At 42.5% G+C, this 14,137-nt stretch carries 16 protein-coding genes; 1 reads left to right on the top strand and 15 read right to left on the bottom strand.

Features of this window, described 5'->3' with window-relative positions:
* Positions 1–17: 17 nt before the first annotated feature.
* From rsmA to metG, 5 genes are all read right to left on the bottom strand, one after another.
* Complete coding sequence (gene rsmA / locus ACFO3D_RS10020) at positions 18–905, bottom strand: 16S rRNA (adenine(1518)-N(6)/adenine(1519)-N(6))-dimethyltransferase RsmA (protein ID WP_390295373.1); 888 nt, start codon at positions 903–905, stop codon at positions 18–20.
* Positions 895–1,464, bottom strand: coding sequence for a ribonuclease M5 (rnmV, locus tag ACFO3D_RS10015; RefSeq protein WP_390295371.1), 570 nt, complete (start codon positions 1,462–1,464; stop codon positions 895–897). The genes rsmA and rnmV overlap by 11 nt, the downstream gene beginning before the upstream one ends.
* 175 nt (positions 1,465–1,639) lie before the next feature.
* Positions 1,640–2,848: a ubiquitin-like domain-containing protein gene (locus ACFO3D_RS10010; RefSeq protein ID WP_390295369.1), complete on the bottom strand. Its 1,209-nt coding sequence runs from the start codon at positions 2,846–2,848 to the stop codon at positions 1,640–1,642.
* A gap of 230 nt (positions 2,849–3,078) precedes the next feature.
* Positions 3,079–3,855 (bottom strand): TatD family hydrolase, encoded by a 777-nt coding sequence (locus ACFO3D_RS10005; protein WP_390295367.1) that lies wholly within the window; start codon positions 3,853–3,855, stop codon positions 3,079–3,081.
* Between the two features lie 62 nt (positions 3,856–3,917).
* Positions 3,918–5,873 carry a methionine--tRNA ligase gene (gene metG / locus ACFO3D_RS10000; protein WP_390295365.1) on the bottom strand — a complete coding sequence of 652 codons (1,956 nt, stop codon included), beginning with the start codon at positions 5,871–5,873 and terminating at the stop codon, positions 3,918–3,920.
* A gap of 783 nt (positions 5,874–6,656) precedes the next feature.
* On the opposite strand from metG, the gene ACFO3D_RS09995 reads away from it, so the two are divergent.
* Positions 6,657–6,935, top strand: a complete 279-nt coding sequence (locus tag ACFO3D_RS09995; protein WP_390295363.1) for an AbrB/MazE/SpoVT family DNA-binding domain-containing protein — start codon at positions 6,657–6,659, stop codon at positions 6,933–6,935.
* Between the two features lie 46 nt (positions 6,936–6,981).
* On the opposite strand, the gene rsmI is transcribed toward ACFO3D_RS09995, so the two are convergent.
* The 10 genes from rsmI to ACFO3D_RS09945 all read right to left on the bottom strand — a co-directional run bounded on the left by rsmI (position 6,982) and on the right by ACFO3D_RS09945 (position 14,054).
* Entirely contained in the window at positions 6,982–7,854 is an 873-nt protein-coding gene (rsmI, locus tag ACFO3D_RS09990; RefSeq protein WP_390295361.1) for a 16S rRNA (cytidine(1402)-2'-O)-methyltransferase, read from the bottom strand.
* Positions 7,832–8,125 (bottom strand): GIY-YIG nuclease family protein, encoded by a 294-nt coding sequence (locus ACFO3D_RS09985; protein WP_390295359.1) that lies wholly within the window; start codon positions 8,123–8,125, stop codon positions 7,832–7,834. Before ACFO3D_RS09985 ends, rsmI begins: the two co-directional genes overlap by 23 nt.
* Entirely contained in the window at positions 8,112–8,858 is a 747-nt protein-coding gene (locus tag ACFO3D_RS09980; protein WP_390295357.1) for a tRNA1(Val) (adenine(37)-N6)-methyltransferase, read from the bottom strand. The genes ACFO3D_RS09985 and ACFO3D_RS09980 overlap by 14 nt, the downstream gene beginning before the upstream one ends.
* Before the next feature lie 61 nt (positions 8,859–8,919).
* Positions 8,920–9,267, bottom strand: a complete 348-nt coding sequence (yabA, locus tag ACFO3D_RS09975) for a DNA replication initiation control protein YabA (RefSeq protein WP_390295355.1) — start codon at positions 9,265–9,267, stop codon at positions 8,920–8,922.
* A gap of 14 nt (positions 9,268–9,281) precedes the next feature.
* Entirely contained in the window at positions 9,282–10,109 is an 828-nt protein-coding gene (locus ACFO3D_RS09970; RefSeq protein ID WP_390295353.1) for a PSP1 domain-containing protein, read from the bottom strand.
* A gap of 6 nt (positions 10,110–10,115) precedes the next feature.
* On the bottom strand, positions 10,116–11,105 hold the full coding sequence (gene holB / locus ACFO3D_RS09965; protein ID WP_390295351.1) for a DNA polymerase III subunit delta': 990 nt from the start codon (positions 11,103–11,105) through the stop codon (positions 10,116–10,118).
* Between the two features lie 29 nt (positions 11,106–11,134).
* Positions 11,135–11,575, bottom strand: a complete 441-nt coding sequence (locus ACFO3D_RS09960; protein WP_390295349.1) for a YaaR family protein — start codon at positions 11,573–11,575, stop codon at positions 11,135–11,137.
* Positions 11,576–11,647: 72 nt separating this feature from the next.
* Positions 11,648–11,977, bottom strand: coding sequence for a cyclic-di-AMP receptor (locus ACFO3D_RS09955; protein WP_390295347.1), 330 nt, complete (start codon positions 11,975–11,977; stop codon positions 11,648–11,650).
* Positions 11,978–11,982: 5 nt separating this feature from the next.
* On the bottom strand, positions 11,983–12,627 hold the full coding sequence (gene tmk, locus ACFO3D_RS09950; RefSeq protein WP_390295345.1) for a dTMP kinase: 645 nt from the start codon (positions 12,625–12,627) through the stop codon (positions 11,983–11,985).
* Positions 12,628–12,641: 14 nt separating this feature from the next.
* Positions 12,642–14,054 (bottom strand): aminotransferase class I/II-fold pyridoxal phosphate-dependent enzyme, encoded by a 1,413-nt coding sequence (locus ACFO3D_RS09945; RefSeq protein WP_390295343.1) that lies wholly within the window; start codon positions 14,052–14,054, stop codon positions 12,642–12,644.
* Positions 14,055–14,137: the final 83 nt, after the last annotated feature.

Below are 14,137 nucleotides of genomic sequence, written 5' to 3'. Positions count from 1 at the left end.
GGCAATAGCTTTTGATGTTAGTAGTTTAGCTCCTCGTAAAATGTATTGGCCAGCAAAGCAAACTCCGCTATATCAAGTGATTCACCTCGACGCGTTCCATCCAGACCAATCCTCTCGAGAGTCTCTGAAATGGTTACTTTATCGAATCCCTCTTTATCCTTAAAATAATTCACAAGGTTGTTCCGCAATGTTTTTCTCCGCTGAGCAAAACATGCCTGAACCAGTTCAAAAAAGAAATCCTCATCGTCCACTTCAACAGGTGGCTTCTCTCGGGTGGTTAGTCTGAGGACACTCGAATCAACATTTGGCTGTGGCATAAAAGCACGCTTCGGAACATTCATTACCACTTTGGCCGTTGTATAATACTGAACGGCAATCGACAGGGAACCATAGCTTTTACTGTTAGGCTTTGCTGCCATACGTTCGGCAACTTCCTTCTGAATCATCACGGTAAAACTATTGACCTGTAATCGGTCACGAAGCAACTTCATAAGAATTGGCGTCGTAATGTAATATGGCAGGTTAGCCACAACATGGACAGGCTGATCAGACCTGAAATTTGCTTTAATAGTCTCATCCATATTTGCCTCCAGAATATCCTGATGGATAATATGGATATTAGAATAACCGTTCAGCGTATCCTGCAGAATTGGAAGAAGCCGTTGATCAATCTCATATGCAACCACACGGTCGGCATGAATGGCAAGCTGTTCAGTTAACGCCCCGATACCCGGACCAATCTCAATAGCGCCAGCCGATTCATCTATTCCAGCATGTGCAATAATATTTTCCAAGATATTTACGTCAATCAGGAAATTTTGGCCAAGGCTTTTTTTAAACGAAAATTTATATTTCCTAAGTATCTCTTGAGTCCGTGTTGGGGTGGCGATCATTTTAGTCGTCATTATAGTCCTCCTGCAATACTTGGTGAATGGATTGTTCGAGCTGCTCTCGTGTAATCTGGAACATGGCCAGGCGTTTCAATAGTTGTTTTCCATTGGTATGCCCAATCTGAAGAATTTCACTGACCCGCTTCCGCAAATGGCCTGATTTCTTACCTCCGATGAGTCCGTAGTCGACCAAGTCTTCCCTGGTAATATCAGTTACCTGCTCTTCAGCTAGCTCATATACGTCCTCTAATGCCTGTTGAATTGCTTGTATGGATGCATGCTCGATACCCAGGCTTTTTTTGTTTGACTGTTTTGCCCGGGCATTTTCGCGTGTAAGAAATGCGTGCTTGCAACCCGGGATTGCCTGATCAATAATATGACGGATTCGCTGGCCTGGGTAGTCCGGGTCGGTAAAGATTATCACGCCACGCTTTTCTTTTGCATGCCGTATCTGTTTTAGGATTGTGTCATTTATTGCCGATCCATTCGTTTCAATAGTGTCTGCCTCAACGGCCTGATGAATTTTTGCCGTATCATCCCGGCCTTCCACCACGATTATTTCCTTGATTTTCACCTGTTAACCTCTTTTCATTGCCGTTCGTAATACTATTAGAAAACCTGGCATTTACCAAGCTTATGTGGCAAATGCCATAGTTACTTATGTAGGCAGGTCAGGAAATTTCGATACTTTTTTACCTGCCAAAAAAATACTCCTGCCAATTACCTTGGTAGGAGTATTTTAACATATATCAGTCCAGAATTTTCACTTTTACTGTTCTGCGTCCAAATGCATATGCCTGACTCTTTGTCGCAAAGTGAAGGTCAATCCGGTTGCCCAGAATATGGCCGCCTGTATCACCTGCAATGGCTGTTCCGTATCCCTCAACCCATACTTTTGTGCCAAGAGGAATGACACTTGGATCCACTGCGACTACCTTCATGTTTGGATTCGCATTCAAGTTAATTCCTGTGGAAGTATATCCAGAGCATCCGGAACAACTAGCCGTATATGCACTGGCACTCATGTAAAGAACCTTTCCACTGTCACCTGATTCTTCGTTACTGTTGCTGGTTTCACTGGAAAGTGTAACAAGTTGCTCTTCTTTAGTACCGAAAGCGACTACACGTGCTTCGCTTTCCTTCTCAACTGTTTTACTGACAAGTTTACGGCTTACTTCCTTGCCGTTCTCTTTAATAATCTCATACTTCTTTACAAGTACCCCTTCTTCACCTTGGGCAACAACCCGCTTTTTCCCTTTTTCAAGGTTCGGATCTTCCCGTTTCTCGGTGTCATAGGCAATTTCTTCTTTGACGACATCGGTCACCTTTTCCACGCGTACAATAGTAATAGGTGTATCCTTACTGACCTGAGTGTCTAAACCTGGCTTGATTTTATCCAAATCACTCAGTGTAATTTCTTCCCTTTTGAGAATTTCTTCAACTGTACCGCCATTTGTTGTGACTGTCTTTTTGTCTTTGCCGTCATTGATGGTAACCTGGAATGCTTTATCAATGGTGAGTTTGAGTCCTTCACTCAATTTGTCTGAGGCGTTATGTGATGATTGATCGTGCTCTGAGAGGTTTATGTGTTGCTCTTTTAAAAACGCGCCAACTGTATCAAGTGTTGTATGATAAACTGTTTCATTTCCATCTACGTTAACTATTATTTTTTTGGCTTCTTTGTATGTAATGTCCATTCCGTTTTCTACTTTTGCAGTAAGCTTATGTGATAGTGCATCATGTTTGCCAACTGTAATTCCCGCTTCGGCGAGCAGTTCGTCGATTGTATCTGCATGTGTCCTGATTGTCTGTTCTTCACCATCTGCGGTTAAAACTACTTCAGCTTTTGTGGCTTCAACCAGAATTACGGCGGTGAAAGCCATTAGTGCCAACACTCCAAGACACGACATAACCAGCTTCATTTTCGATGCCGGCAATAGCTTTGAAAATATTTTCATGCTTTTTGCCTCCTTTGACTGGAACTCCGATTATATAAAACAGTTATATTCATTAGCAATGCTTTTACGGTTACGGTTTGTTTACAATTAAGTAACAGAAAGTAACCGTTATGTGACAAACCCTCTTAAACCCTTGATGCAATAAGATTCATGGCAAGCAAAAAGAGACTGACAATTATGCCAGTCCCTTGTAAAAACTAAATTTTATTACAGGGAAATTACGACTTTACTCACTCATTTCCACCAATTTTAAACACCGAAAATGCGTTTTCTGTAGTTAATTTACTGATTTCCTCGAACGATGTTCCACGCAGTTCAGCGATCTTTTCGGCAACCAATTTTACATATGACGGCTCATTTCGCTTCCCTCTGTTTGGATGAGGAGCAAGAAATGGTGCATCCGTTTCAACCAGTAAACGGTCGGCTGGAACCTGAACAGCAACCTCCTTGGGCATGGTGGCATTTTTAAAGGTTACAGGACCTCCCAGGGAAATATAGAAGTTCATGTCCAGACAGGTCTGTACATAGTCAGCAGAGTCGTTATAACAATGCATAATGCCACCAACTTCCTGTGCATTTTCCTCTTGTAAAATTTCAATAATATCCTCCGTTGCCTCCCGATTATGAATAATAATCGGCATGTTAACCCTTTTTGCAAGTTCGATTTGTTTACGGAAAACCTCTTTTTGGACATCTTTCGGTGACTTGTCCCAATGATAATCAAGACCCATCTCACCGATTGCTACCACTTTAGGATGAGCAGACAACTCTTCAATCCAATTAAGGTCTTCATCTGTCATGTCAATCGCGTCAACCGGATGCCAGCCGACCGCAGCATAAATAGATTCATACTGTTCGGCTATTTCAATTGCAAGCGGAATAGTCTCCCGGTCAAAACCAACAATAACCATATATTTTACCCCAGTGTCAAACGCCCGCTGGATTGTTTCATCCCTATCCTCCAAAAACTGACGTGCATTCATATGGACGTGTGTATCAAATAACACTAAAATCATTCCTTTCTAACATGGAAAAGGCCAGACTCGGGTGAGCTGACCTTTTACCAAAATTATTTTACAACGGAACCATTCGGCAATGATTGTTCAACAGAAGCAAGCGCAAGTTGTCCTTCTTCGTCTTCACCACTAAGAATCATTCCTTCTGACATTTCACCACGTAACTTTACAGGTTTCAGGTTTGTAACACAAATAACTTTTCTCCCTACAAGTTCTTCAGGCTTGTAATGTTCCGCTATTCCTGATACAACCTGTCTTTTTTCCGTGCCAAGGTCAAGTTGAAGTTTCAGCAACTTATCCGCTTTTTTTACAGGGTCTGCCTGAATCACCTCAGCGACCCGCATATCCAGCTTCATAAAGTCATCGTACGTAATCTGTTCCTTTGCTGCAGATTCCGGTGCAGGTGCTTTTTCTTCCTGCTTCGGCTTCTGCATCATTGCCTTAATGGTTTCGACCTCTTTCTCGACTTCAAGCCGAGGGAAAATTGGATTACCCTTCTGAACATTTGTACCTGCCTTTATCTTGCCCTCAGCATAAACACTATCCCATTCTTTCAGCGAATCATCTGTTACACCAAGTTGCCTAAACATCTCATCAGGAGCTTCGGTAAGAAACGGCCGCAGCATAATTGCCACTTTCCGTAATGATTCAGCAAGATGTGCCATTACATTTCCAAGACGGTCCTTATTCGAATCATCCTTCGCAAGAATCCATGGCTCCGTCTCATCAATATATTTGTTGGTGCGGCTGATTAGCTGCCATAAAGAAGACAATGCTACAGAGAACTGCATGTTTTCCATTACATCCTCCACTTTTTGAATCGTTTCTTTAGCAAACTTTTCAATCGATTCATCAACCCCAGTTTCTGATGGACGGTATTCAGGCATTACTCCGTCAAAGTATTTATTGATCATAGCAACAGTACGGTTCAGCAAGTTACCAAGGTCATTGGCAAGGTCGTAGTTGGTCCGTTCAACGAATCCTTCAGGTGTAAACACCCCGTCTGATCCGAATGGTACTTCCCGGAGCAAGTAGTAGCGGAGTGCATCAAGGCCATACCGGTCTGTCAGCTGTACTGGATCAACCACATTCCCTTTGGATTTGGACATCTTTCCGTCTTTCATAAGAATCCAGCCATGTGAGAACACTTTTTTAGGTAATGGCAGGTCAAGCGCCATCAGCATAATTGGCCAGTAAATAGTATGGAATCGAACAATTTCCTTACTCATCAAGTGTACATCGGCCGGCCAGAAGTTCTGATATTTCTCGTCATCATCTGTGCCATACCCTAGTGCAGTAATATAGTTAGTCAGTGCGTCAATCCATACATAAATAACGTGTTTCGGGTCGCCGGGCACCTTAATACCCCAATCAAAGGTTGTCCGCGACACAGCAAGATCCTCGAGGCCCGGTTTAATGAAGTTATTAAGCATTTCATTCTTACGGCTCTCCGGTTGAATGAACTGCGGATTTTCGTCATAAAACTCCAATAATCGATCAACATATTTACTCATTTTAAAGAAATAAGATTCCTCTTTTACTTTTTCTACAGGTCCTCCGCAATCTGGGCAATGCCCATCATCAAGCTGACGTTCCGTAAAGAAGGACTCACAGGAAGTACAGTACCAGCCTTCATACTGATCCAGATAGATATCTCCCTGCTTTACAAGCTGGTCAAAGATTTGTGCAACAACCTTTTTATGCCGCTCTTGGGTAGTACGGATAAAGTCATTATTGGTTATTTTCAGTTTTTTCCATAAATCTTGAATTCCGCTCACAATCTCATCGACATATGCTTGTGGAGTCATGCCTTTTTCTTCCGCTTTTCGTTGGATCTTTTGTCCATGTTCGTCGGTTCCAGTCAGATACATAACATCGTATCCCCGCATACGCTTATATCTGGCAATAGCGTCCCCGGCAACAGTTGAATAGGCATGTCCAATATGTAAATTGCCGCTCGGATAATATATTGGTGTAGTTATATAAAAAGTTTTCTTTTCATCTGGCATCGTGTTACCTCCTCAATCATTAATTCCTATTGTAGCGATTTTAACATAAGTTTGCCAATATGGTAGTACTCAAACTGCCAATATTCCATTTTAGCCAATTTGAGATTAATTTAACTCCTTAAACTTCTTTATATAGTGAGACTTTTTTCTAAAAGTTTGTTGTTTTAGTCACATTATCAATAAACTGCGACGTAACTCGTAGCTTCGCTCCGGAAATACATTCCGCTTTCCGCGGGCAACGCTTCAACTTCCTCGGAAGAAGACCACTTCCTGCGGGATTTTCAGCTGTTGCTTTTCCCGCTGGAGTCTCCATGTATTTCCGTCGCTGGATTGAAGTTGATTTATACTTATATCAACGTCAAACGCCTATTAGCGCAGGCATAATACGAAGAAACCTGTGGGAACAGCACGAGGCGAAGACCCCGCAAGAAGCGTTTTTTGCTTCTGAGGAGGCTGAGGCCGTGCCCACGGAAAGCGAAGTGTTCTGCCGGAGCGGAGCTTCGCTGATATGTCGCATTTTATATCAACTACGACGGTTACAGGGGAGCAAAGTTTACGAATAATTATAGGAGATGGTATTTTAGGGGAAATTACAAAAAATTCCATTAATTTTAAAGTTTAAAGAATTTTCATATTTCGAGGAAAAATTTGTTGACACTTATGGGAATGGTTGGTACTATATTGGATATACAGATGTCGAAACATGCCGAAATTTTTATAGAGCCAGGAAAGTGCAGTTATCGATAACTGGGCTTTGCATATTGTAATAGGGGGAATAAAAAAATGAAATCAACAGGTATTGTACGTAAAGTTGATGAGCTGGGACGGGTTGTCATTCCGATAGAGCTGCGTCGCACACTTGATATTCATGAAAAGGATGCAATGGAAATTTACGTTGACAACGATAAAATTGTCCTGAAGAAATACAAAGCAAATATGACCTGTCATATTACCGGCGATACATCAGATGAAAACTTCTCACTGGCAAATGGTAAGATTGTTCTAAGTCCAGAGGGAGCACAAAGCCTAATTAATGAGATTCAGACGAGATTAGGCAAATAAACATAGAGCAATGAAAACGGCTGACGTTAATTAACGTCAGCCGTTTTCATTGCTCTATATGATACTTCTGGTAAACCTCACGTTTTGGGATTTTTCGGTCCATGGCAACCTGCTTGATTGCACCTTTACTGGAGTATCCCTCACTTATATAATGATCCACGTGTTCAATGATTGAAATGTTGCTCCACCATAACTCATCCTCAACGGAATGGGGCTGGTCATTACCTTCAACAATCACACAGAATTCACCTTTCAGTTCCTGCTGATCCGCCCAGACGATTAGCTCCTGAATGGTCCCCCGTACATATTCCTCGAACCTTTTAGTTAGCTCGCGTGCTACTGTAGCTTGTCGATCGCCGAAACTTTCCTGCAATGATTTCAGCATTTCCTTTAACCGATAAGGAGATTCATAAAAAAGGAGCGTAGCCTGCTGTCCCTTCAGTCGCTCAAGCTCTTCCAACCTGTCCTTCTTCTTCCTGGGAAGAAAACCATAGAAAAGAAATTCAGTCGCCGGAAGACCTGATCCCACCAAGGCGCATAATGCCGCGTTGGCCCCCGGCAGTACCACAACGGGGAAATCATGTTTAACTGCAGCTTGAACAAGTTCATAACCCGGATCAGATATTGCCGGCATTCCCGCATCACTAACAACGGCTATTGAATCGCCATTTTCCAATCGCCCTAGTAACTGCTTTTCTCTGCCTTCTTTATTATGCTCATGATAACTGACAAGTGGGGTGGAAATCTCAAAGTGAGTCAACAATTTACGCGTATTACGGGTGTCTTCAGCAGCGATGACCGATACCTCTTTTAATGTTTTTAGAGCACGGAATGTAATATCCTCCAGGTTTCCAATTGGGGTTGGAACGACATATAAAGTTCCTGAATCACTCTGATTAAAGCTCTTTTGAACTTTCATATTGCATCACTTCTTTCAGCTTATCCCGGATTAACTGGAATTTTTCCTTCCTGGAAAACTGTTTGATTTGGTATTCTTTCTTTAACGCTTCCTCTTTTGTCGGATACCGTTCCACAAAAACTACCTGGAACGGCCCGCGGCCCCGGGTATATTTTGCACCCTTTCCCTCATTATGCATTGCAAGTCTCTTTTCCAAATCGTTTGTATATCCGGTATAAAGGCTATTGTCGCCACACTTTAAAATGTATACGGTATGCTCATTCTCTTCCATAAATAATATCCTCTGCTTCCTTTGTATATGTATCGTCATCCTCATAAATATAGAGAGGTGGCAAAATCTTCAGATCAGCCTTACCATCTCTGGTACCCTCGATTAGAATCATATTCGCATCCTTGTTCCGTTTCGGGTAGACAAACTGCAAGCGCTTGGGCTCCAGGTTGTGTTTACGGAACAGCGTCAATATATCGATCAGTCTTCCCGGCCGGTGAACCATTGATACCTTTCCACCGGGACGCACGTGAAGTTTACAGGCTTTCACCACATCTTCCAGTGAACAGTATACTTCGTGTCTGGCGATGGTCAGATACTCATTTTTATTGTGCTCGGTTGTCTTGGGTGTGGGAAAGTAAGGTGGATTGCATGTAACCACATCAAAGGCGCTATGCCCAAGCGTATCCTTCATTTCTTTTAAATCTCCTCGGATAATGGACAACTGATTTCCCAATCCATTCAAGGTGATACTTCGTTCTGCCATGCCTGCAAGGCGTTCCTGAATTTCCACTCCGGTTATCATAGCATTGGTTCGGCGTGACATTAGAAGAGGTATAACACCATTTCCTGTACACAAATCAAGAATATTTCCTTTTCGGATTGGCACATAAGCAAAATGTGCCAGCAATACGGCATCCAGAGAAAATGAAAACACAGTCGGACTTTGAATTATATGCATATTATCTTCAGCCAACAAGTAGTCAATTCGTTCATCATCAAGTAGTGGTACCATTATTAAAACCCTTCCATGCTAGAACAGCTGCCTCGTAATTACAGAGACAGCTGTGTTATTCTTATTTCGTTTTATTAAGGAATTGCAGACAGAATATACAGTCCTGATCCTGTCTGGGACTTCCAAACTGAATATTACAGATATGAAATCCTTCCTCATATAGCCGAGCCAGATTATCATATCCTTCACCTGGAATATCCGCACCGCGTTTCTTTTCCCCATACTCCCGGGACTCCTCTGTGGTACTCCCGTCAAGCCGATTGCGTAAATGGTGATTTTCCATCGCGAGCCTGTGGTTCTCCTCCAGAAGTTCACCAAGCTCATTTTTCAAATCGCCAAGTTGCTCGTATAACTCACCTATACGTTTTTCCATATCTGATACCTGGTCAAAAACCTGTCTGTTATTCACGCCTGTTCACCCCACTATTCTGTGGCTTGCGCTGTAATAATACCTTCATCAATTAGTTCATCTAAGGTGTATTCAATTACCCGCTCTTTCTCAGGGATTTCTATCTGAATGAGCCGCTCCAGAATGTTAAGGCCGACTACCTTTCCTTTGCCGTACGGTGTGTTAATGGATTTACCAATGTCCGGCAAATCTCGCTTAGCTGTTTCGTAATCGTCATTTTCATACTTCAGACAGCACATCAAGCGGCCACAGAGCCCGGATATTTTAGCTGGATTGAGTGAAAGGTTCTGATCCTTAGCCATCTTAATGGAGACTGGTTCAAAGTCACCAAGGAATGTGGAACAACACAGCATTCTCCCACATGGACCGATTCCACCAAGCATTTTGGCTTCATCACGCACACCAATCTGTCTCAGCTCGATTCTGGTTTTAAACTGAGCGGCAAGGTCCTTAACCAAATTCCGGAAGTCCACCCGTCCGTCAGCCGTAAAGTAGAAAATTATCTTATTTCGGTCAAATGTGTACTCCACATCAACCAGATTCATTTCAAGTTTATGTTCTGCAATTTTCTCGGTACATATGTCAAATGCTTTTTGAGCATGTTCCTGATTTTCCGCAACGGTATGTTTATCCTTGTCCTCCGCAACACGGATCACTTTTTTCAACGGCAGTACGACATCTTCCTCATCAACCTGCTTGTTCTTAATCACAACTTTACCGAATTCGATTCCTCGAACAGTTTCTACTACCACGTAACTGTCGAGCTCGATGTCTTTGTCAGCTGGATCAAAATAATATATTTTACCCGCTTTTTTAAAGCGGACGCCAATAACGTTAATCAATTTATATCACCTCTGTATTTGAACGGTAAGCTGCTCCATCACAAGTGTTGGATTAACGTTCTGCTTAATCTTGCGTTTTGCATCGAGAAGCGTATGGAGAATCCTTAGCAGTCGCTCCTGTGAAAAAACCATGCCAAAGCTTTCGGCTTTCTCATCATCTTTATCTAAAGTCACCATCGCTTCTTCCTTACCGATATGAAAATATAATATATCCTTAAATGCCAGCAGCAACAGATCAAGTCCTTGCTCATGCTGGTCTCGGTCTTTAAAGTGGGGCATCCACTGATTATGAATAAATAAAAACACTTCATCTGGTTTTTTGGAAACCATTTCTACTAATTGTATCATTAGTTTTCGCGCCTGCGCAAACCACTCATCACCATTCAGTGCTATAGCATCATCAAGATTATTCGTCATGGCACTCAGTAAAATGGCACTTTGTCGCTGTATGCCTGAATCCATTAATTTTTGCTGGAATGCCTTCGGGTTAAGCGGCTGCAAATCGATAATCTGGCACCGTGAACGGATCGTAGGGATTATTGACTGACTGTTTTCGGTCATCATGATTGCTGTTGTCTTCCTGCTTGGTTCCTCCAGGAATTTCAGTATCCGGTTCGCAGCATTCACCGTTAACGTATCAGCCCCCTTTATGATGTATACCTTTTGACTTGATTCCATACCTGAGTATGCAAATTCTTTTTGTAAATGTTCAATTTGTTCTTTTTTGATCGATTGTCCGTCAGGTTCCAGAAAGTGCACATCTGGATGGTTTCCCGATTCAATCCGTCTGCAGGCATTACATTCCAGACACGGATCTACCCCTGAACGATTTGTGCAGAATAGCACCTTGGCAAGTAAAACAGCAATAGCTTCTTTTCCTGTGCCTCGTGCTCCATGAAGTAAATAGGCATGCGAAATGCGGTCTTTTTTTATGCTGTTGGTGATGATTTTACTGGCCAGCGGCTGGATTTCTCCTACTTCAGACCACGTCTTCATTTTCCCCACGCCCTTACATAAATCGGTAATTACATATATAAATTAACCAGCAGACCTTTTATTTCACCTATTAATCCCAAAAGGTCAACCGTCTTTTTTTCCTGATTCATAATATCGTCTGTAAGCTCAATCAACTTTTCATCAATTTCTTTGACAACCGTAAGCTTCCGGTTGTTCCCACTCATACTGAAACTGTGTGATTTCTGCAGGTCAAGCCCATTATTAACCGTTTCCTGTAAAAATCCTTTTACCATCCGTTTAAACTTAACCAGGTCCTGAAATGAACGGAACCGGGCAAGCTTGTTACCCTGGATGGTTATATTTTTCATAAGCTGCTGCAATTCCTGCTGCTTTAATTTATGTGTTTGGGACTGTATCATACCATCGAAGGAGGGACGGCCTTCTGTTGCTGCTTTATGATGTTTGGTTGTTGTATCCATCTGTGACCGTATATCCTGACTGACTTTCATCGGAACAGCCCCCTTTTTGTTTTGTAATTTACTTTCTAGCTACTACTCCTAGCAACTAGCTGTCTTTGCTTACTAGAACTGCATAAATGACTCGATTGGCAGGATAAATACTGTTGCTCCACCGACTTCGACTTTTACTGGCTTCGGAATATACGAATCGGCATTCCCGCCCATAGGTGAAATCGGTGCCACCATCTGCTCACGCTGGGAACAATTATCTTTGATAATATCCAGCGCTTCATCTACATACTCATCTTCACAGCCAATCATCAATGTGGTGTTTCCTTCTTTCAGAAACCCACCGGTTGTAGCAAGCTTAGTAATTTTGAAGTTTTCCTCACCCAACGCATCTGTCAGACGATTGGTATCTTTGTCCTGAACAACAGCGATAATCAGTTTCACTATCCTTACCTCCCTTTCACATTATTTTCCAGCCGGGAAACAATCTGACTGCAGGTCTCATCTTCAACCTGGGTGAATGGCTGGTCAGCATTTATTACGTGAATCCGTTGTGGAAATTTGGAAACAAGCAACTGGTATGCTTCATACACACTTTCATGAAACGCCAGTTTTTCCAAATCCAGACGGTTCCTTTCTCTATCTTTATTCGCCGTAATACGTTCTAATCCCTTTTTTGGCTGGATGTCAAAAAACAATGTCATATCCGGCATACAATCCTGGATGGCAAACTGATTGATGGAAAATACTTCTTCCATTCCCAGCCCCCGGGCATAGCCCTGATAGGCAAGACTGCTATCAATAAACCGGTCACACAAGACTATCTTTCCTTCTTCAAGCGCCGGTAATACCTTCTCTGCAAGGTGTTGACGCCGTGCGGCCGCATATAGCAAAGCTTCTGTTCTTCCATCCATTGCTGTGTGGGCAGGGTCCAGGATAATGTGCCGTATCTTTTCGGCAATATCAATCCCGCCGGGTTCCCTTGTGGCCAAAACATCATAGCCGAGTGAAGTTAATTTTTTCTCAAGCGAGTGAAGAATGGACGTTTTACCGGCACCTTCACCACCTTCAAAGGTAATAAAATATCCGCTCACGTAGTTCTGCTCCTTTATTTGAAAACACGGATGCCATCATGAATATTGTCATGCTGTATCGTGACACCCTGCTGCATTAGTTGTCCGATCATTTCTATATGTGTCTCTGTAATTCGCTCACCTTTCAGGATTAAGGGAATCCCGGGTGGATATGGAATAACTGCTTCAGCCGCCACATGACCTGAAGCCTGATGTATCGGGAGGTTTATCGTTGATCGCCTGCGCATTTCCTGATAGGAGTGGGCAAGCTGTTGTATCGGTTCTGGAAATAAACTACCTTCCTCTATTGTAGCATGATTTACTGTGTTTTTTAATCGTTCATTGACATGCTTCACTGCTTTTTTTAGACGGCTGGTATTTTTAAATGGAGCAAGCCCATGAACAAGCAGTAATTGTTTATAAGTAACCAGTTCTGGATGGATTCCTTCTTCTTCAAAAAAATCCGCAGTTGCCTTGGCTGATTTACCTTTTTTCATTTGCAGAGTAATTTTAAGCGGATCATTGGATGGGTGAATCTCCCAATAATCCGTTGCCTGTAAAATATGGCTTACCTGTTCTACACTGACCAATATTTTATTAACTTCTTCCGTTTTCATTGTCGCAAGAAATTGTCGTGCGATATCCAGCGATGCCATCAACGGGTACGATGGACTGCTTGACTGAACCATCTGCAGGTAATGTGATAGGCTTTCTCTGGAGACCAATCCGTCTTTCCAGTGGAGATAGGAGGCCATTGTCATTGCTGGTGCCATCTTATGAGCCGAATGAACGACCACATCTGCACCTAATTCAAGCGCTGACTCCGGAAGTTGGTCGCTTACCGAAAAATGTACCCCGTGTGCCTCATCCACCAGCACAGGTATATTGTATGCATGAGCAAGTTCTATCATCGTTTTAATATCATATGTAGTACCAAAATAGTCCGGGTACGTTAAAATAAGAGCCTTTGCATCAGGATAGGTTTCGATTGCTTTTTTTACTGATTGTAGAGCAGGTGCTGTATAACGGTTTGCAGTTTCATCAAATTCCGGAGCGATGAAAACCGGCGAGGCTCCGCTCAATTCCAGTCCATTGAAAATGGATTTATGTGCATTCCGCTGGACAATTACTTCATCACCGCTTGTACAGACTGACAGGATCATTGCCAGGTTCCCAGCTGTACTGCCACCAACCAGAAAATAGGTGTGATCTGCTCCAAAATAGTCAGCAGCAAGGCTTTGTGCTTCCGCAATAACCCCGTGTGGAGCATGCAAATCATCCAATCCGGTTAGTTCCGTCATATCGATGGCCATAATTTCCTGCAGATATTTTTTTGCTCTATCCGGAATTATTTCACCATTTTTATGGCCTGGAACATGAAAGGATACCGGACTGCTTTCAGAAAACTGGATAAGCTTATCGAATAGTGGCATTGAACGCTGTTTCATTAGAAAATCATCCTTTATCTTCATCTCTCCTAATAGTATCCAACAGAAAAGGCCTCTGCAAGAATTCGCAGGAGACCTTAATA

The sequence above is a fragment of the Virgibacillus kekensis genome, assembly GCF_042654125.1.
GTDB lineage: Bacteria > Bacillota > Bacilli > Bacillales > Amphibacillaceae > Lentibacillus > Lentibacillus kekensis.
This window is presented reverse-complemented; position numbering and strand designations above follow the sequence as displayed.